At 35.9% G+C, this 19852-nt stretch carries 20 protein-coding genes, 1 pseudogene and 1 riboswitch; of the genes and pseudogenes, 14 read left to right on the top strand and 7 right to left on the bottom strand.

The annotated features are described in order from the left end of the window. Positions 1 to 627: 627 nt before the first annotated feature. Positions 628 to 1302, bottom strand: a complete 675-nt coding sequence (locus AAGD79_RS04975; protein WP_010082236.1) for a septal ring lytic transglycosylase RlpA family protein — start codon at positions 1300 to 1302, stop codon at positions 628 to 630. A 26-nt stretch (positions 1303 to 1328) separates the two neighbouring features. Between AAGD79_RS04975 and murC the strand changes: the two genes are divergently transcribed. The 3 genes from murC to cgtA are packed head-to-tail and all read left to right on the top strand — an operon-like array spanning position 1329 to position 5033. Next, positions 1329 to 2744 carry a UDP-N-acetylmuramate--L-alanine ligase gene (murC, locus tag AAGD79_RS04970; protein ID WP_265042889.1) on the top strand — a complete coding sequence of 472 codons (1416 nt, stop codon included), beginning with the start codon at positions 1329 to 1331 and terminating at the stop codon, positions 2742 to 2744. A gap of 4 nt (positions 2745 to 2748) precedes the next feature. Further along, a complete protein-coding gene (gene eno / locus AAGD79_RS04965) occupies positions 2749 to 4023 on the top strand; it encodes a phosphopyruvate hydratase (RefSeq protein WP_341811220.1) in 1275 nt (424 codons plus the stop codon). After that, a complete protein-coding gene (gene cgtA / locus AAGD79_RS04960; protein WP_341811219.1) occupies positions 4011 to 5033 on the top strand; it encodes an Obg family GTPase CgtA in 1023 nt (340 codons plus the stop codon). The genes eno and cgtA overlap by 13 nt, the downstream gene beginning before the upstream one ends. A 104-nt stretch (positions 5034 to 5137) precedes the next feature. On the opposite strand, the pseudogene AAGD79_RS04955 reads toward cgtA, so the two are convergent. Continuing rightward, positions 5138 to 6002: pseudogene (locus tag AAGD79_RS04955) on the bottom strand (IS982 family transposase). Positions 6003 to 6406: 404 nt separating this feature from the next. Between AAGD79_RS04955 and fumC the strand changes: the two are divergent. Beyond that, positions 6407 to 7801 (top strand): class II fumarate hydratase, encoded by a 1395-nt coding sequence (gene fumC, locus AAGD79_RS04950; RefSeq protein ID WP_265021313.1) that lies wholly within the window; start codon positions 6407 to 6409, stop codon positions 7799 to 7801. 194 nt (positions 7802 to 7995) lie between these two features. On the opposite strand, the gene grxD is transcribed toward fumC, so the two are convergent. Beyond that, positions 7996 to 8319 carry a Grx4 family monothiol glutaredoxin gene (gene grxD, locus AAGD79_RS04945; RefSeq protein ID WP_006280013.1) on the bottom strand — a complete coding sequence of 108 codons (324 nt, stop codon included), beginning with the start codon at positions 8317 to 8319 and terminating at the stop codon, positions 7996 to 7998. 15 nt (positions 8320 to 8334) lie between these two features. Continuing rightward, a complete protein-coding gene (locus AAGD79_RS04940) occupies positions 8335 to 8553 on the bottom strand; it encodes a BolA/IbaG family iron-sulfur metabolism protein (RefSeq protein ID WP_006280012.1) in 219 nt (72 codons plus the stop codon). A gap of 164 nt (positions 8554 to 8717) precedes the next feature. Here AAGD79_RS04940 and AAGD79_RS04935 point away from each other — a divergent pair, with 164 nt between their 5' ends. After that, the gene (locus AAGD79_RS04935; RefSeq protein WP_080717615.1) at positions 8718 to 9590 is read left to right on the top strand and encodes a P44/Msp2 family outer membrane protein; all 873 of its coding nucleotides are present in this window, start codon (positions 8718 to 8720) and stop codon (positions 9588 to 9590) included. A gap of 14 nt (positions 9591 to 9604) precedes the next feature. Here AAGD79_RS04935 and AAGD79_RS04930 read toward each other — a convergent pair whose 3' ends face one another. Then, positions 9605 to 10927, bottom strand: a complete 1323-nt coding sequence (locus tag AAGD79_RS04930) for a malic enzyme-like NAD(P)-binding protein (RefSeq protein ID WP_155969552.1) — start codon at positions 10925 to 10927, stop codon at positions 9605 to 9607. 134 nt (positions 10928 to 11061) lie between these two features. Here AAGD79_RS04930 and pgsA point away from each other — a divergent pair, with 134 nt between their 5' ends. From pgsA to AAGD79_RS04890, 8 genes are all read left to right on the top strand, one after another. Continuing rightward, a complete protein-coding gene (pgsA, locus tag AAGD79_RS04925) occupies positions 11062 to 11604 on the top strand; it encodes a CDP-diacylglycerol--glycerol-3-phosphate 3-phosphatidyltransferase (protein WP_155968529.1) in 543 nt (180 codons plus the stop codon). Positions 11605 to 11715: 111 nt separating this feature from the next. Continuing rightward, on the top strand, positions 11716 to 12657 hold the full coding sequence (locus tag AAGD79_RS04920; protein WP_341811218.1) for a hypothetical protein: 942 nt from the start codon (positions 11716 to 11718) through the stop codon (positions 12655 to 12657). Between the two features lie 60 nt (positions 12658 to 12717). After that, complete coding sequence (locus AAGD79_RS04915) at positions 12718 to 13425, top strand: outer membrane protein assembly factor BamD (RefSeq protein WP_341811217.1); 708 nt, start codon at positions 12718 to 12720, stop codon at positions 13423 to 13425. Positions 13426 to 13485: 60 nt separating this feature from the next. Next, positions 13486 to 14220: a YebC/PmpR family DNA-binding transcriptional regulator gene (locus AAGD79_RS04910; protein ID WP_265042870.1), complete on the top strand. Its 735-nt coding sequence runs from the start codon at positions 13486 to 13488 to the stop codon at positions 14218 to 14220. Further along, a complete protein-coding gene (locus AAGD79_RS04905) occupies positions 14217 to 15155 on the top strand; it encodes a M23 family metallopeptidase (protein ID WP_341811216.1) in 939 nt (312 codons plus the stop codon). Before AAGD79_RS04910 ends, AAGD79_RS04905 begins: the two co-directional genes overlap by 4 nt. Positions 15156 to 15162: 7 nt before the next feature. Continuing rightward, positions 15163 to 16008 (top strand): SPFH domain-containing protein, encoded by an 846-nt coding sequence (locus tag AAGD79_RS04900; RefSeq protein WP_264707663.1) that lies wholly within the window; start codon positions 15163 to 15165, stop codon positions 16006 to 16008. Between the two features lie 76 nt (positions 16009 to 16084). Then, positions 16085 to 16187, top strand: a riboswitch (TPP riboswitch). Then, positions 16176 to 16451 carry a SemiSWEET family sugar transporter gene (locus AAGD79_RS04895; RefSeq protein WP_006280002.1) on the top strand — a complete coding sequence of 92 codons (276 nt, stop codon included), beginning with the start codon at positions 16176 to 16178 and terminating at the stop codon, positions 16449 to 16451. It overlaps the preceding riboswitch by 12 nt. Continuing rightward, complete coding sequence (locus tag AAGD79_RS04890; protein WP_341811215.1) at positions 16432 to 17124, top strand: thiamine diphosphokinase; 693 nt, start codon at positions 16432 to 16434, stop codon at positions 17122 to 17124. The genes AAGD79_RS04895 and AAGD79_RS04890 overlap by 20 nt, the downstream gene beginning before the upstream one ends. A 269-nt stretch (positions 17125 to 17393) precedes the next feature. Here the strand turns inward: AAGD79_RS04890 and AAGD79_RS04885 are convergent, their stop codons facing one another. Then, positions 17394 to 17924 (bottom strand): IS3 family transposase, encoded by a 531-nt coding sequence (locus AAGD79_RS04885; protein ID WP_341811214.1) that lies wholly within the window; start codon positions 17922 to 17924, stop codon positions 17394 to 17396. A gap of 259 nt (positions 17925 to 18183) precedes the next feature. Between AAGD79_RS04885 and AAGD79_RS04880 the strand changes: the two genes are divergently transcribed. After that, on the top strand, positions 18184 to 19530 hold the full coding sequence (locus AAGD79_RS04880) for an IS110 family transposase (protein ID WP_341811129.1): 1347 nt from the start codon (positions 18184 to 18186) through the stop codon (positions 19528 to 19530). On the opposite strand, the gene AAGD79_RS04875 is transcribed toward AAGD79_RS04880, so the two are convergent. After that, a complete protein-coding gene (locus tag AAGD79_RS04875) occupies positions 19496 to 19807 on the bottom strand; it encodes an IS3 family transposase (protein WP_341811213.1) in 312 nt (103 codons plus the stop codon). The two genes, AAGD79_RS04880 and AAGD79_RS04875, sit on opposite strands and share 35 nt — an antisense overlap. Positions 19808 to 19852: the final 45 nt, after the last annotated feature.

Here is a 19852-nt window from a genome sequence, read left to right as displayed (position 1 = left end):
CGTAAATCATGCTTAATTTTTTGCACTATGTGCACCTCATGTCTTTATAAAACTTTTAGGTTTCTACCTATACAAGCCGAAACGCGCTTATAAAGTGTTTAAGACAGTAAAAGACGTCAAATAGACAAGGGAGAATTTGAATACTAGCTACCCTAGGGTTTCTTTGCTTTTTTTTCATTTGGTAAATTTCTTAATATTTATAGCTAAACGACAACTGTCATTCCTGTAAAGGTCAAGTATCCCGCTACTTGTTAGCGGCTGAGATACCGCGAATGAATCGCGGCATGACGGTTCGCGGTGGCATGACGATAAGCTCGTCATCCCGCTACTTGTTAGCGGCTGAGATACCGCGAATGAATCGCGGTATGACGGTTAGCGGCGGCATGACGTAGGATTGCTGTCATTTCGCTACTTGTTAGCGGCTGAGATACCGCGAATAAATCGCGGTATGACGGTTAGCGGTGGCGTGACGATAAGCTCGTCATTCCGCTACGTGTTAGCGGCTAAGAGATATCGCGGTGGTATAGCTATAAATTGTTGATATCTTTTTTATATCACATTTTTAACTTACAATAGTTAGCCAGCGTTCCTTACATTAACCAAATCTTTCAAATTCTGCACTCACCACTACCTATAACTCACTTTCACGCAATATTGATCGTTCTTAAAAAGCAATCTAACATTTTTTATTCCTTGATTGCGAAGCTTTGATGCAGCTGATTTAGCAGCCTGAGCACTTTTAAAAAATGCAACATATCCCTTACTTTCTGCACTGTCTTGTTTCGGATGACGTTTCTGCATTTCTTTTTCATATTGCTTTCTGTAATGAGGAGTATTTTGTATCAATTGTTCTGACATCTTTCTTAGGTATTGAACTTTTACTTTTGCAAGCCCAGATTTATGAAATCCTAAGACTTGAGCTGCTTTTTCTGATAAGTCTATTATTCTGCCTTCAATAAAAGGCCCTCTATCGTTAACCCTTGTAACAAGCTTTCTTCCATTTTCTAAATTAGTGACAAGAACAAAGCAGGGTAAGGGCAAAGTCTTATGCGCTGCAGAGATCAAGTGACGGTTAAACGCTTCACCATTTGCTGTAAGTGTGCCATGATCTTCTATTCCATACCACGATGCTATCCCTATCTCTTCATAGTGTTTACAGTTTTTTGGATAATAAGTTATACCATTTATTGTGTAGCTGCTGCCAATTTTATAATGACCTGCAGTGCAGTTAAACCTGTTGCTAAAACTGCAGCTACTTATCAAAACAAATATTAGACATAGAAAGGTTAGGTTTTTTATCATTGTATTCGGTAAGAGGGTTCGATACTATGAGGATTTTAAATTATACTATAATAAATTTAGTAATGAGTAAACATCTACTGCTAAATATTAACAAAACTCAAAAAGGAATAATACATATTATTGGTATAGGTGGAATCGGAATGAGTGCCATTGCTGAAATTCTTCACAATTCCAATTACAAAGTTCAAGGTAGTGATGCACAATCAAACGACAATATAAATAGGTTACAAAAGCTGGGTATAGAGGTTTATATTGGTCACAATGCTGATAATATAAGCCAAGCTCAAATAGTTGTACATTCTTCTGCGATAGAATCTGATAATGTGGAGTTAATTGCGGCAAAAAATAACAATAAAACCATTTTGCATAGATCAGACATACTTGCTGAACTTTTAAGAGATAAATATGTGATAGCGGTTTCAGGTTCGAGCGGTAAGACAACGACAACAGCAATGATTGCTTCCATTTTTGATCATTCTAATATCGATGCAACTGTAATTGTGGGAGGAATACTAAATTCGTATCAGAGTAATTCAAGACTTGGAAAGAGTGACATTTTTTTAATCGAAGCTGATGAGTCTGATGGAACCATGCTAAAAATTCCTGCAAATATTGCTGTCATAACGAGTATTAACGACGATCATATGGATCATTATGGTACATTCGACGATATTAAAAATGCGTTTTCTCAGTTTATAAGCAAAGCAGATTTTGCAGTTTTGCCTGATTCTGTAGGCATTAATTATGATGCAAGTAACTCTATGATGTTTGGGTTTGAGAGTGGTAACATTAGAGCCAGCAACATCGAACAACATAATAACAGCATGGAATTTGATGTGTTGATTGACAATAACCACAGAATAAAAAACATAGTACTATCAAAAGCAATAGGAATGCATAAGGTCAGCAACGCCTTGGCTGCAATATCAGTTGCGATAAAGCTCGGGATTAGCAATGCAGAGATTAAAAAAGGCCTTTTGGAATTCCAAGGAGTAGCAAGAAGATTCTCTTTGATTGCCAATATTAAAGGCGTTAAGTTAATTGAGGATTATGCCCATCATCCAAATGAAATATATGCAACTTTAACGGCTGCACGTTCGATTACTAAAGGAAAAGTAATAGGAATTATCGAACCACTTCGTTTTGCTCGCATTCGTAATTTTTTTGATGAATTCATACGAATTTTCATGATGTTTGATTATGTCATCCTCACTCCTGTTCATCCTCCAGAAGATAAGCCCATTCCTGGTTGTGGAATTGATGATATACAGAAAGCTCTAGTCAGTAATAACACAAAAATTATGAATGATGCTTTGCTCATTTCACATTTTATTAGTGATTCGACAAGTCCAGGTGATATAGTATTATTTATTGGTGCTGGTAGTAATATAGCTAAATTGGCAAAAGAAACTGCAGCACTTATTGCAGAAGTTAAGGTTTAATGCGATGAATAAGATAATCAACAACGTATTTGCAAGAGAAATTTTAGATAGCAGAGGTTATCCCACTGTTGAGGTGGAAATTGAACTCTGTGATGGAGCAATAGGCAGGGCATCTGTACCTTCTGGAGCTTCAACCGGTAAACTGGAAGCCTTGGAACTCAGAGACCAAGATGAGAAAAGGTATTGTGGTAAGGGAGTGCTGAAAGCTGTTCAAGCTGTAAATGGAGTGATAACAGATAAAATCATTGGAATGAATGCAGCGGACCAAAATGCAATTGATAAAGCATTAATTGAACTGGATGGAACAAAAAACAAATCAAAACTTGGAGCAAATGCAACTTTGGGTGTGTCTCTTGCAGTTGCAAAAGCAGCAGCAAACAGTTTCAAAATGCCGCTATATAGATATTTGGGAGGAAAGCAGACGAGTGTTATGCCGGTTCCACTCATTAACATAATTAATGGTGGAGTACATGCAGACAATAAGCTCGATTTCCAAGAATTCATGATTCTTCCGGTCGGTGCTGAGACTTTCAGCGAAGCGATTAGAATATCTGCGGAGGTGTTCCACAACTTACGTAGCATTCTTAAGAAAAAAGGTTATAGCACAAACGTAGGAGATGAAGGTGGTTTTGCACCAAATATTGAAAGCACTGAAGAAGCACTTGATTTGATCATATACGCTATAGAATCAGCAGGTTATTCAGCGCAAAGTGATTTTGCACTAGGCCTTGATGTTGCTTCATCTACTTTTTATGAAGATGGAATTTACGAATTTGAAAGTAAGGGACTTACTTCAAAAGAATTGACTGAATACTATTGTGACCTTGTGGAAAAATATCCAATAATTTCTATAGAAGATGCAATGAGTGAAGACGACTATGAAGGTTGGAAATTACTTACTGCAAAATTGGGGAGTAAAATTCAATTGGTTGGGGATGATTTATTTGTTACAAATTGTGAACTAATAGGCAAAGGAATAGAAGAAAAAATGGCAAATGCTGTACTGATCAAGCCAAATCAAATAGGGACGTTAACAGAAACTTTTGCTGCAATTGAAATGGCAAAATCAAATGGCTACAAAGCTGTGATTTCTCACCGCTCAGGTGAAACAGAAGACACAACAATATCTCATATAGCAGTTGCATCAAATTGCGGGCAAATAAAAACCGGATCGCTATCGCGTTCTGATAGGCTTGCGAAGTATAACGAGCTAATCAGAATAGAAAGCACATTAGGAAAGGATGCTAAATATTATCGTGGGTTAGCATGGGTTTTATAGACGAAGTAAAATTGTGTTTAAAAGCCGGTGACGGTGGTGATGGCTGTGCAAGTTTTCGTCGAGAAAAGTTCGTTGAATTTGGTGGTCCAAATGGTGGTAATGGAGGAAAGGGTGGAAACATAGTTTTCATCAGCGACGCTAATCTCAACACTTTGCTTCATTTTCGTTATAGAAGACACATTAAAGCAGATAGTGGAAAAAATGGTGCAGGCAGGGATAGATCTGGCACAGCAGGGAAAGACGTTATACTTAAAGTTCCAGTCGGTGCACAAATAATTGATGAAGAAAGTGAAGAGATAATAGTAGACCTTGACAAGCCTGGTATGGAATTTCAAGTAGCACAGGGTGGAAAAGGTGGACTTGGAAATACTAATTTTAAATCTTCTACTAATAAGGCACCAAGACATTTTACTTACGGTCAGCCTGGCGAAGAAAAACATGTATTATTAAAACTAAAAGTTTTATCAGATGTTGGAATTATTGGCATGCCAAACGCAGGTAAATCAAAATTTTTGACTCGCTGCTCAAATTCCGATACAAAAGTAGGCGATTATCCATTTACCACCGTAAGACCCCACTTAGGTGTGACAAAAGTGGATGATAGCGAAGTTGTAATAGCAGATATTCCTGGAATAATTACTGATGCTCACCTTGGAGTTGGGCTCGGGCATAAATTTTTAAAGCACATAGAAAGGTGTAAAATTTTACTTCATTTAATCGATGTAACTCATGGTGACGTTGTTTCGGCTTATAGTTGTATCCATAATGAATTGGAACTTTACAATAGTGATCTTGTTGAAAAAGAAGAGATTGTAGTACTGAACAAATGCGACTTATTGAGGGAAGTAGAAATTCTGGAAAAGAAGAATCACCTAGCTAATTATCTCAATAAAGAAGTGCTGTGCTTATCAATTAATGGTGATTTACAGCCTATTTTAAGATTATTAAGTGAAAAATTGAAAAAGAGTAATTCTAAGGAAATCGATGTATATGATCCTTTTAAAGCGTAAATTTTCTATTTATGGATGTACAAGAATGGTAGCGTGCAACCAGAACTAAGCGTACAGCTGTGCAAACATCGTGATTTGAGTCCACCAGAAACCCCAGTTATGGATTAACCAACACAGTAAGGCTTAGAAATAGAAGGCTTTTTTGACTGCATGGAATATGAAATTAATGTAGAAAAAATATGTACCAGAAAATTTATTGGCGATCTGTGCCGTGTATGTTCAAGCTCAAATTTATTTTTTAAACAACCAAAGACTGTCTCAATAATCGACCTTTTTCTCAATAAAGCCTTCTCTTTTAGTGAGATTAGTGCGTTTTTCATGCCTTTTTTCACTTTAGTGACAAGCTTTAAACCTCTATCGAAGAGTTCCTCAAAGAGCTCCTTCTTGATATAGCCTTTATCTCCGAACAAAAGTCCTGTCAGTCTTTTAGTTATAGTTGGCACAGGTATCAACGTTACCTTTGGTTAGAGTAAGTGATTGAATTTCTCCAATTTCGTTAATCACCAAGTGCAATTTAAAGCCAAAAAACCAACCATACGTGCTCTTACCAATTTCTGCTAAACCATCAAAAACTTTGTTCCTAGAGATCCTTTTCTTGTGGCAAATGGCAATCGTAGAAGTGTCAATGTAGGAAGTACCTGTCATTTTCGCTTGTTCGCAGAACCATTGAAGAAGTAATGCTAAATACCGTAAAACTCTCGGCTTTAAGGCAATAAATCTGTGATATGAAGGCATCTTTGAAAATTCTGATCTATAGAGTAACTTAAGGTAACAAAGATAAAAAGCCTTGAAGTTTTTACATGGCGATTGGTGGTATAACAGGATTATGGTTAGCATTTCTGAGTGCGCTATTTCTGGTACTCTGGTTGGTTTTTTGCCATTTGATAAGAACTTATTTGCAAAATTTTCATCTACTACACGACAAAAATCCTCGACGCAGCAGTAAAGTTCTGTAATATCTTTCTTCATGGGTAACCTCTTAAATTATTGTTAAAATACTTGAGTTTACCCTATTTCCCTCTTTATTAATTCTACTTTTATCTGTTTTCTAATCCATAACTGGGGTCAGAAGGGTGTCATCCCAGTGCCCAGACACTGGGATCCAGGAATTTTATTAAGTTGGTAAGCATAAAAGTAGCCGTTTTATGTTAAAATACAACGTTTTGATGATTATGAAAAGGCTGGATTCCAGACTGGAATGACACCATCATAAAGTGAATCAGTGTCAGCTACTTGCATCTACCATGCAAGTTACCTGAAAATTGCAATGTTCGTACACTTGACTACTTGGATCTAGTATGATTTAATTAACCAAGAAGTAGGCATGAAAAAATTATGTAGTGAACCAGTTTGCATAACACCAGGAGGAAAATATGGATAGAAAGACGAGAATAGAATCAGACAGCTTAGGGGAAGTAAAAGTACCAAGTGAACATTACTGGGGAGCGCAGACTCAGCGTTCTTTAGAAAATTTTAAGATTGGCACAGAAAAAATGCCAGAGCCTCTGATTAAAGCATTAGCAATAGTAAAACTTGCAGCAGCGCGTGTTAATATGAAACATGGTGTTATAGATGATAGGGTAGGGGACGCAATTTGCACAGCCGCGAGGGAAGTAATAGATGGCAAATTTAATAATGAATTTCCGCTTGTTGTTTGGCAAACCGGATCCGGAACGCAGACTAATATGAATATGAATGAAGTGATCAGCAATCGTGCAATAGAGATTTTAGGTGGTAATTTGGGTAGTAAATCTCCAATACATCCAAATGATCATGTGAATTATGGTCAGTCGTCAAATGACACCTTTCCAACAGCAATGCATATAGCAGCAGCAGAGCAAATAAACTGCTTGCTTATTCCAAATCTTGAAAAATTGCATAAGGTGCTGGATAATAAGGTTCAGGAATTTAAAGATATAATAAAAGTAGGACGTACTCATCTGCAAGATGCAACGCCCCTAACACTAGGACAGGAGTTCTCTGGCTATGCAGTCCAGATTAAAAAGGGGATAGAGAGAGTAAAATCAACTTTAAGTGATATATATGAGCTTGCACAAGGTGGCACTGCAGTTGGCACGGGACTCAATACTAAAAAGGGTTTTGCTGAAGATTTTTCAAGCCAAGTTGCAGAAATTACTAACCTTCCATTTACTTCAGCAGGCAATAAATTTGAAGCGCTAGCAGCAAATGATGCTTTAGTTGAGCTCAGTGGAACACTCAATACAGTAGCAGTCAGTTTAATGAAAATTGCAAATGATATAAGGTTGCTTGGTTCTGGTCCAAGATGCGGAATTGGGGAAATAATGTTACCGGAAAATGAGCCTGGTTCTTCAATTATGCCAGGTAAAGTGAATCCAACTCAGTGTGAAGCGGTGACTATGGTATGCACTCAAGTTATGGGAAATCATGTTGCTGTAACTATTAGTGGTTCAAACGGTCATTTTGAATTGAATGTGTTTAAGCCAGTGATAATTTACAATGTTTTGCAGTCTATAAGACTTTTAGCTGACGCAAGTTTAAATTTTACAGAAAAATGTGTAGTTGGTATTAAAGCAAATGAAGAGAGGATAAAAGATTTACTGAATCAGTCGTTGATGTTGGTCACTATATTAAATACGCATATAGGGTACGACAATGCAGCAAAAATAGCGAAGCTTGCTTATAAAGAAAATATCACTCTAAAAGAAGCAGCAGCAAAACTTCAACTGCTCACTGAGGAAGAGTTTGAAAGGATAGTGAAACCAGAAGAAATGGTAAATTATTTGTAACCGCTCACACTTAATTCTTCAATCTCACTAATAGAAAGGCCAGTAAACTTGACAATAGTGTTAACATCAACATTATTATCTTGCTTTGTCTACCTTATTTTGCCGCTCCCCTGAACGGATACGATTTAAGACATAAGATCCTTTTTCATAGCTATACTACGTTATCCAGCGTCTGGGCACTGGTTTCTTGGTACTTATTCCGCAATAATTTTTTTTTCCTTCAATAAACTTTGCAGTTCGCCTTTTTCGTACATCTCGCGAGTGATGTCGCAACCACCAATAAACTCTTCCTTTATATATAATTGTGGAATTGTTGGCCAATCAGAAAACTTTTTTATAGATTCACGTATTTCATCATTCTCCAACACGTTAATATACTTAAACTTCACGTTCAATTTTTTTAGGATTGACACGACGAGTCCAGAGAATCCGCATTGAGGAAAATCAGAAGTGCCTTTCATATACAATACCACATCATTTTCTGTTATATCTTTTTTTATTTGTTCAAAATTGCTCATAAATTCACCTTATTTTTAAGTATTAGTTTCCAGTTGCAAGGCGTGTATAGACTGACCTTCCAGAGCTTTATATACCATTTTATGCTGTTCTATTTTTGTCTTTCCAAGAAAACACTTGGAGTTTATTTTTAAATGATAATGGTCATCATCTCCAGCAAGATCATGAATCTTTATATCAGCGTCGGGGAACGATTGTTTGATGATCCTCTCTAATTCGTGAATTGCAATAGTCATTGATTTGCTTTAAATTACAATACTTTCATTATAAATCTAAAACGATTGAGCGCAATAAAAAGTTGCTATCATAAAAAATAGAAGCATACTATAATAATGGAATGACAAGTTATGCAGGGAGGCTTTGTGGTGGGCGAAAGATTTAAATTCACATATCTTTGGTTTTGCTAACTTTTTCATTTAGGTGCTTATCTTACGATGATAAAATAAATAACTTAGAGAATGTTTACATCAAAGCTAACTATTTTGGAGCATTCTTCAATGCAATAGGTTCTCTAGAAGGAAAAGAAGATGCAGGTGACAATATAACAGAGGGGGTTTTTAGTTTTAATAAGAAGGAGCGAATTGAAGCTGGATACAGTCCTAAATATGTTCCAGGGTTTGCCGGTAGTGCTGCAATAGGGTATTTATTCAAAAATATGAGAGTTGAGTTTGAAGGCTTATATTCTCAGACTAACTTATATGATGAAGATTATTCAGATAAGAAAAAAGCAAGATATATTGAACTTCGTCGTCACAATGATGCGTCTACTGGAGCGGAATGCAATTCACCTTGGAGAAGTGGAAAGGTTGATATTCACATTCAAGAAAATTGTAGTGTTGAAGCAGAGTTCAGAGCTGCATTTAAGATGAAAAATGAAGGTTTTAATAACTTAGCTGGAATGGTCAATGTATATCGTGATTTTAATATAGCAAAAATGCCATTCACCCCATATGTTGGTATTGGTGCAGGTGTAACTAGGGTTAAATTTCTAGGAAAAACCAGATATGCCTTGGCTTACCAAGCAAAACTTGGTATCAATCACCAACTTACAGCACAAACTCAAGCATTTGCTGGTTTACGCTATTTTGGTATCCTTGATAACCAATTTAAAGATATTGTACCAGGAATAAAGATACTAGCTGGTGAAGGATATATTCCTGCCGGTGGAGGAAGTAAAGTTGATGAAACTGCACGTGTTGAATCAACAACTGCAACCATTACCAATAGGTTTGGCATATATGGCTTAGAGTTTGGGTTGGTTTATCACTTTTAACTTTATCCAATAAATTACATATGTGAAGATAGTAAATTCAGCGTACTGAGAACATTAGAAAGACGAGATTTTAATTGATTTTCATATTTACTCCAATCTTGTATTGCCTTTCTTGCAACACCTGAATCAACTGCGGCTTTTGCAACAGCAGGAGCTACTATAGAAATTAATCTTGGGTCAAATGGAGTAGGTATTATATATTCACGTCCATAGCCCATTTTACGACCGCCATAGACTGCAGATATCTCACCTGGTACTGGCTCACGGGCAAGCTTTGCTATTGCATCTGCAGCTGCAATTTTCATTTCATCATTTATTGTTGTTGCATGTACATCAAGTGCCCCTCTAAATATATAAGGAAAACCCATTACGTTGTTGACTTGGTTGTTGTAATCTGACCTACCAGTTGCAATTATTGCATCTGGCCTCACAGATTTTGCAAACTCAGGCCTTACTTCTGGATCGGGATTGGCAAGAGCAAAAATAATCGGGTCTTTGCCCATACTCTTTAACATCTCTTCATTTAACACATCTTTTGCAGATAGTCCGATGAATACATCAGCGCCTTTTATTGTATCAAGTAGAGAACGTTCGGAAGTATCAATTGCATATTTTTCCTTCCACTCATTCATGTCCTCGTTTCTACCTTTGTATATTACTCCTTGCTTATCACACAGCACTATATTTTTAGCGCCCATGGACTTTAGTATTTCTAAACATGCAATACCGGCTGCTCCAGCACCATTCATAATGATCTTAACGTCCTCTAATTTCTTTCCGACAATATCAAGAGCATTTTCTATACCAGCTGCAACAACCACTGCAGTTCCATGCTGGTCATCATGGAACACTGGAATATCCATCAGTTCATTCAGACGTTTCTCTATTATAAAACAATCGGGAGATCTTATATCCTCTAAATTTATCCCCCCCCAACTTGGCCCAAGGTACCTTACTGCATTGATAAAATCTTCTATATTTTCTGTACCAACTTCTATATCAACTGCATCAATATCAGCAAAACGCTTAAATAAAACAGCTTTGCCTTCCATGACAGGTTTTGCAGCAAGAGGACCGATATTACCAAGTCCAAGCACTGCAGTGCCATTTGAAATGACAGCAACACAGTTGCTTTTTGCCGTATAATCATAAACAACCTCAGGATTTTTAGCTATTTCAAGGCACGGAGCTGCAACGCCAGGGGAATAAGCAAGTGACAAATCATACTGGGTAGATAAAGGTTTTGTTGGCATGATTGAAATTTTACCAGGTTTACCACCTCTACTGTGATAATTAAGTGCCTCTTGTTTTGTGGTACTATCTAAATCATCGTTCATCATTACATCCTTATATTTTAAGCTTGTATTTTTTAAGTATATGGAGTTTTTATAAATGTTCAATTGTAAACTATTAGCTTGTGAACTCTGGTGTACTTCTGTATAAGTTTACCTACTACGTAGAATGGTATTACATGCTTAAGAAAAACGTGCCTAATTTGCTTACAATTTCTCGTGCGCTTGCAGTACCAGCAATAATATTAAGTTTTTATATAGAAAATAAATATGCAGGCCTGATAACAATATCAATCTTTGTGTTTGCGTGCATTACGGATTTTTTTGATGGTTACTTGGCGCGTGCGTGGAAAGTCCAATCAAAATTTGGCAAGCTATTTGATCCAATTGCTGATAAATTAATAGTGGTTTCAACGATAATTATGCTAGTTTATAAGCAGAAGATAAATGATTTTACAATAGTACCATCGATTATCATCATCTGTAGGGAGATATTAGTCTCGGGTTTGCGGGAGTTTTTGATAGCTACAAATGTTAGTCTACCTGTAAGCAAAGCTGGCAAAATTAAAACATTTTTGCAGATGGTTGCTGTAGTAGCGCTAATAATGAACGATTATTATATGATTCAATATACAGGTGCGATTTGTTTATGGGTTGCAGCTATTGTAACTGTGTGGTCAGGCTATAATTATATCCTAGCCGGCATCAAACAGATTGGTTAAATCTCCTAGGAAATAGTTAATAGACAAGAGTAGTTAATATCTTAGTGATATTGACTCAGAAAGCAAAAAGGTGTATAATTGTATTAACTTACAACTAATTAGGTTAATATTATGAAAATACCTAGTGGCAAATTTTCTTCTACTAAAAAGGTTCCAGGAAAGAATAAGAAAAAAAGAGATTTTGAACCATTAGAAGAGTTTTTTTGGGATTTTTGGCCAACAGTTGATAAAGAAGTCAAAAGAGAAAGGCTAGAACAAGAACTATTAGCACTAAAAAAAAGAGAGCTATATAGAAAATGTGCATCATTGGCAACAATGGTCCCATTTACATTGCTGATGGCGATTGAACTGGAAAAAACATATAGCGATCAGGTATTACTTGGCGTGATAAGTGGCGCGCTAAGCCACACTATATTACCTTTTACAGTCTTATCTCTTATTTGTACGCTATATTTAATTTACAATAATAGGAAGATAGCACAAAAAGAACGAGAGTTGGAGAATATTGAAAATGGAAAGGAAGTAAAGGAAAAAGAGCACAATATTTCTGATATAGGTCAGTGTTTGATCTATATTGAGGCTATAACAACTGCACTGGTTATTGTAGGTATGATAATGGGTGAAACATCTTCACTTGAAGCAGCAGAGGATGCAATTTTATTTCTTGCCAATGCAATTGCTTTTCTTGCAACTCTTGTTTCTTATATTGATAAGCATGAAAAAAATAATAAAAAGGAAACAGAAAAGTCTGATCTTGATGAGAAATCTAGCAAGAAAACTAGCAATATATCTGTAGCCGGATTGGCGCTTGCTGGTTCTTCTGTATTTTTAATAAGAAGGATAATGTTAATAGCATTAGCATCGTCCTTAAATCCTGCTGTTGGACCTACTTTAGGCTTGATAGGTATTGCAATTTTTATGGCTGTACAGGTCTTAACTATACATTCCTACAGTAAGACGCTGAAAGATCCAAAAGTGGAAGGACGAGGTGAATCAAGAAATGCAGGTAGTTCTGACCGTAGTTATAAAGAAGAAGGGCCGGCTATTGCCTAAGAAATTTATTTATTTAAGTAATATTTAGGTCTATACTTTATTTTGATCGAAAAAAATCTTATGTATAAGACTTTAATCACGTGCTTTATTTTTCTAATTTGCTCCTTTACACAATCGTATGCGGATGATCTTGAAAAAACTGAAACTGAACTATATGAAGAAGCAGTTGAACTTTTTGACCAGAAAAAATATAAACAAGCTATTAGGGCATTTCATAAGATAGAGGATTTGTATCCTTTGTCTTATTGGGCAATGAAAGCGAAATTATTATCTGGAGTTTCTCACTATAATATGGGTAACTATAGCAGTGCTGCAAGTGATATGGATGATTATATATATGTTTATTCAAATGGTGAAGATTTACCATATGTATACTACTTAAGAGTATTATCTTATTACATGCAAATTAATAAAGTGCAACTTGGACAGCAAACTGCATATAAAACTTTAGAGCTAGCCACTGAGTACATTAATCTCTTTCCAGGCAGCGAATATGTAGACGAGATAAAGGAAAGAGCAAAATTAATCACAGAACATATATCAACAAAAGAGTATTCTATCGGTAAATTTTACCTGAGGCGTGGTGAATATTTAGCAGCAATTAAGCGTTTCCAGAATATGGCAAGCTATAAGGATTCTAAATATTTTTCTAAGTCTATTAACTATTTAGTAGCAGCCCATTCAGCTCTTGGCCTTGACTTAGAAGCTGAGCAGTATGAAAGTATGTTATTAGCAGAAAACCTGCAAGATGCCAAGCCGGAGGCTTGAAAATTTGCTTTAGCTTTTTCTATGCTTTTATATATAATTTAGATTTTTAACTATTTGAATATGGCTGGTCATTCACAATTTTCAAATATAAAACACCGGAAAGGTGCTCAGGATGCAAAGCGCTCTCAAAAATTTACGAAGCTGATTAGAGAAATAGCAGTTGCTGCAAAGCAAGGGCTACCCGAACTCAACCCGCGCCTTCGCTCTGCTATATTTGCTGCACGCAAGGAAAATCTACCAAAAGATAAAATAGAAACAGCAATAAAAAATGCAACTGGTAACGTTGCTGGAGAAAATTACGAGGAAATACAATATGAAGGTCATGGGCCTTCTGGCACTGCACTCATTGTCCATGCCTTGACTAATAACCGCAACCGTACTGCTTCTGAGGTACGTTATATCTTTTCTCGTAAAGGTGGAAATTTAGGAGAAACAGGAAGTGTTAGTTACCTTTTCGATCATGTAGGCTTAATCGTCTATAAAGCAGAGGGTGTGAATTTTGATGATTTATTCAGTCATGGAATCGAATTAGAAGTATTGAATGTTGAGGAAAATGACAAAGAAGGATTACACGTTATAACTTGTGAAATAAAAGATTTTGGTAAAGTACGCGATGCCTTTTATGCAAAATTCGGAGAACCAGAACTTGCTCGTCTTTCATGGCAGCCAAAAGATCTGATTGAAATTAGCGATAAAGAGTTGATTGATAAATTATCTGCATTGGTTGAAGAGCTAGAAGATAACGACGATGTACAGTATGTGGAAGGTAATTTTACTTTTGTTGATAAGCTATGAGGCTGGTAATATTTGTATTGCTTTGTATTTTACCAGCATATGCTACTGAAACATCAACAGATCTTGCACAGCCATTCCAGCATGGAATCAGAAAAAAAAAAGCTACTTTGACGACAGAAAGTGATAGAAAGTTGTTATTCATATCCAGTACCATAAAATCTTCCTTTTTTGCCACGGAAGGGTTGGCGCCAAATACAGTGGTGAAATTGATCAACATATATAAAGATTTCGGTGTTGATTTTAAAAAAGACATTGTGCCGAAGAGTAAATTGGAGGTTCTTTTTGAGAGATTGCCTAATAATCAGAAGACTGAAGAAAAAATTTTATATGCTTCACTGACAATAAACAAGAAAGCTATTAGTTTATATCATTATAAATCGCAAGACGGCAAAGAAAGGTATTTTAATAAAGAAGGAATAAGCTTAAAAAATGGCGAAATTTTTGCAAATCCTTTAAATGGAGATTATCGCATATCCTCAAAATTTGGCAATAGAAAGCATCCTGTTCGCGGTAAAATTGCTTTTCACAAAGGAGTGGATTATGCAGCTAAACTTGGCACTCCCATATACGCTGCTGCAGAGGGTGTGATAGAATATATAGGAAAGAATGGTGGCTATGGAAATTACATCAAAATAAAACACAAAAATGAGTATTCAACCTGTTACGCGCATATAAGTAGATTTAGTGGCGATATAAAGTTAGGCTCTAAAGTAAAGCAGGGGCAGGTCATCGCCTATGTTGGTAGCACTGGTGTTGCAACAGGACCTCATTTACATTACGAAGTTATATATAACGGCAAACACATCGATCCGCTTACGATAGCGCATAAAACTGAAGTAAAATTGCCTGATCATGAATTAAGAGAGTTTAAACTATTTGTAAATAAGATAAATAAAACGATCAACAGAGAGGGTTCAAGTGAAAAAGAAGTTTAAAGACAATATGGATAAGAATACGATAAACGATAGAAATTTGAGTCAAATTCGGGCTTTTCCTGTACTAATAGCGCTAGGATTAATTTTATCGCTGCTTTTTTTGGCATATGACAGCACAATTGCACTTGGAGTTGCTGCCGTTTCAATTTTGACTTTTCTTCAAGGATTTTTTATTAATGACCCTAATGAAGCAAGAGTGATAGAATTTTTTGGTCATTATATTGGAACTTATTTTAAGTCTGGAATATGTGTAACGCTTCCCTTTTCAAGCAAATATATAGTTTCCCTAAAATTTCAGAATATTAACACAGAAAAAATAAAAGTTAATGATGCAAATGGAAGTCCAATAGAGATTTCTGCAGTAATTGTTTGGAGAGTGAGCAGTCCTGCAAAGGCGTATTATAATGTTAACAACTATCACGAATTTGTTTTTGTACAAAGTGACTCAGTAATAAGAGAATTAGCAAGCAATTATCCGTATGATAGCGAAAGCGATGAGGAATCTTTACGTAAAAATTCTGATAAAATTTCAGATGAATTGCGGTCAATGTTACAACAAAGATTAGATATTGCAGGAATTGAGATTACAGAAGCAAGAATATCGCATTTGGCGTATTCGTCCGAGATTGCACAAGCAATGTTAAGGCGTCAACAAGCACATGCTATCACTTCGGCAAGAAGGCATATAGTGCAAAATGCAATAGGAATTGTCGAGGAAGTAATAGCTCATTTTGAAAAAAACAAAAGCTTACAATTAGATGGCAAGCAAAAGGTTCAATTGATAAATAATTTGTTGGTTGCCCTAATCTCTGAGCAAGATGCACAACCGACGATTAGTTTAGATAATAATTAGCATAGAAGCCGATTGGGTTTCATAAATGCAAGTCACTATTAATTTCTTGATTAATAGACTAAATGATGTTATAAATTACACGCATTAGGGGTGCTCTAGAAAAGCTGAGAGTACATAAAGTACAACCCTTTGAACCTGATATTGTTAAAGCAAGCGTAGGAAAATGTATGTATATAAATATTGAAGAATGCTTCGGCTTCATTGCGTTAATTGCATCTCTAATTGGATTATCACCTCAAGTATATAAAGCATATATCACTAAAGTTACTCGTGATGTATCGATGTTAATGTTAGTAAACTATCTTATTTGTTCATTGTCTTGGATTGGCTATGGTCTTTACCAGAGCTCAATTTTTGTGGTGCTTAGCAATATTGCTGGATTAGTGATTAGCATAATATCAATTATTCAAAAATGTTACTACGATGCAAAACCTGCACCATGATCATGTGCTGCACTGCAGTACACAACAACAATATCGTTCTATTGTAGTGCTAAATGGAAAAATACCGAGCTCATCGTTTTTTAAACGAGATATACCTATTATTGCTGTAGATGGAGGAGCAAACAAGCTTCTATCAATTGGCGTAAAACCTGATCTTGTAGTAGGAGATTTGGATAGCGTAAATCTGGATTTATGTGCTAATTTGAATACGATATATCTACCTGATCAAGATTATTGTGACTTTTCTAAAGCCATAGCCCATTTAAAGACAATGAAGTTACTGCCATCGATAATAACAGGTATTACTGGAGGAGCAATTGATCATATACTACAAAATATTAACGTTTTTCTAAGTACAGATAGTATCTTTTACACACCTTCACCTCCCATGGTAGGTTACACTTTACAAAAAGGTATTACCCATTTTTTTTCTTTGCCAAAAAATACTAAAATATCTTTGCTTGGTATACCCAAAGCTCAAATATCAACTAAAGGATTAAAATGGGAACTGCATCTTAGCAACCTTGCCTTTCCAGGAAAGAATTCTTGCTTTAATCGAAGCCTGAGCAATGAGGCATATATAGAAGTACACAGTGGTATATGTTTGGCGATGGTTTATTTAGAAGCAGTAGATGATGCTGCAAGACATCATGTGCGTCAAGTTAAGAAGTAAATAGACTTCTTGCATAACCCAAACTAAGTAGAAAAAAGGTATCATCCAAGTAGCTGACACTGGTTCCTTTATGACGTGTCATTCCAGTTTCAGCTACTTGAATGACAGCAGTCCTACGTCATACCGCCGCGGTATCTCTTAGCCGCTAACAAGCAGCGGGATGACGAATTGCTTAACCGTCATACCGCCGCGGTATCTCTTAGCTGCTAACACGTAGTGGGATACTGACCTTACCCAGAAAAAGTAGACAGAAAGTTAAGACGTTTTTGCTATGAGAATGATGAATCAAAAAGCTCAGGAATGCAATAGTTAATAGTAGAATGTCTACGCTGTTTATTATAAAAAATTTCTATATATTCAAATATTGCGGTTTTAGCTTGTTGTGCAGAGTGTTGTGAAGTATCAATGAGTAACTCTCTCTTAAGTGAACTAAAAAAGCTCTCTGAAACAGCATTATCATAACAACAACCTTTGTGACTCATACTAGAAGTAATATTTTTTGTACTTAGTAAAAATTGATAATTTTTAGAGGTGTATTGCGATCCTTGATCGCTATGAAATAGTAGATTTTTAGCAGATTTGCGCCTACCAATAGCCATGAATAACGCATCTATAACTAATTGCCTATTTACTGCATTACTCATTGACCAGCCAATCACCATGCGTGAATATAAATCTATTATTGCTGCCAAATATAACCATCCTTCATTAGTTTTTATGTACGTAATATCAGTTACCCATATCTTGTTAGGTTGATCAGCGATGAAATTCTGATTTAATATGTTAGGAGCGTCGAACAAGAAAAAAATCTTGTTAAACCGGAAAGAAACTATTTCTTCACTTCCATAGCAATTTTTATATATAATTTATCAAGAAGTACTTCTGCAGTTATAACCGACTGATCAATGGTGCTTAAGTGCCCGTTTAGGAGCGTGGTTTTGGAGGAACGGTTAAACCACTGATGGAGTCTATTATGACTACCTCGATTAGAAGATTGTATAATCTAACCGTCCCAAGCTTAAGTGCTTCTCCATTATAAGTTATAGTAGGATAATTACCATGATAAAGGCAAAAAGTAAACTAGAAATAGTGAATCCTGATACAGCAGGAATTGATATCGGCTCAGCTGTACATTATGTATGTGTACCTGAAGGAAGAGATGAACAACGTGTCAAAAAATTTGGATGCTTTACAGTTGATCTTCATAACTTAGCAGGGTGGTTAAAGAAATGTAAAGTTAGAACAGTAGCTATGGAATCAACAGGAGTATATTGGATTCCTTTGTTTCAAATACTTGAGTCATATGGATTTGAGGTAAAATTGGTAAATGCACGATATATTAAGAACGTGCCTGGTAGAAAATCCGACGTTCAAGACTGTCAATGGTTACAACAATTACACAGCTATGGATTACTCCATGGGTCGTTTAGACCTGATGATCAAATGTGTGTGTTGCGTAATTACGTTAGGCAACGTAGCAACCTGATTGAAAGTGCATCCACACATATTCTACGTATGCAAAAAGCGTTAATTCAAATGAACGTTCAATTACACAAAGTCATAAGTGATATTACTGGAGTGACCGGTATGCAAATTATCAAAGCAATAATTGAAGGTGAAAGGAATCCTGAAAAATTATCAGAATTGAGAGATGTACGGATAAGAAATGATAGATCTACCATGGCAAAAGCGCTAAAAGGCGACTACAGAAAGGAACTCTTATTTGTGTTAAAGCAAGAATTTGAATTGTATAATATTTATCAGGAAAAAATAGCAGAATGCGACAAAAGCATCGAACAATATTACAAAACATTTGAAACAAAATCTGACGAGAATAAGCGATGCAGCAAAATAAAGAATAGGTTTTCAAAAAACAGACCAGACTTTCCTTTACACGAAGAACTGTATAGAGTAACCGGTATTGATTTTACTAAAGTTCCTGGGCTTGATGTGCTAACTATACAAACAATTATCTCAGAAGTTGGTTTGAACCACGATAAATGGCCATCAGAGAAGCACTTTACTTCTTGGTTGGGGCTAAGTCCTGCTAATAAAGTTACAGGGGAAAAAGTATTTGGGACGAGAACTCGCAAAGTTATTGCTCGTGCTGCAAATGCTTTTAGGATGGCTGCCCAGTGTGTGTCAAGAAGCAACAGTGGGATTGGTGCATATTGCAGAAGGTTAAAAAAACGACTAGGAGCACCGAAAGCGATTACCGCTACGGCTAGGAAATTGGCGTGCATTTTTTATAGTATGCTAAAGTATGGACAGGAATATGTAGAGAAGGGCATTGATTACTATGAAAAGTTATATAAGGAAAAAATAGTGAAGACTCTAAGCAAGAAAGCTAGTGAATTTGGTTGTGTCTTGATTAAAAAAGAGCTACTAGCAGAAAGAGTTTCTTAGAAGTTATAACTCTATTGTCTATTTGTGGTTTTTTACTTTTAAACTTTCGTCTAAGCTTAGCTTGAATGCCATTTTTCTGCATAACATTTTGCACTGTTTTGATGTTATAATTTTTACCTAAAGCCTTTAATTCAGCGTGAATTTTAGGAGCTCCGTATCTGCATTGTGATGCTCGATATACCTTCTGAATATCTTGTATGAGCTCTTCTCTTATTGATTTTTTGTTGTTTTTTTCCTTAGTAATCCATTTATAATAACCACAAGCAGATACGTTCAAAAATCTGCATAATTCCCGTATTTTATAGCAGTTTTCATGTTCTTT

The sequence above is a fragment of the Wolbachia endosymbiont (group A) of Oxytorus armatus genome (genome assembly GCF_964027005.1).
In the GTDB taxonomy this organism is placed as follows: domain Bacteria; phylum Pseudomonadota; class Alphaproteobacteria; order Rickettsiales; family Anaplasmataceae; genus Wolbachia; species Wolbachia pipientis.
This window is presented reverse-complemented; position numbering and strand designations above follow the sequence as displayed.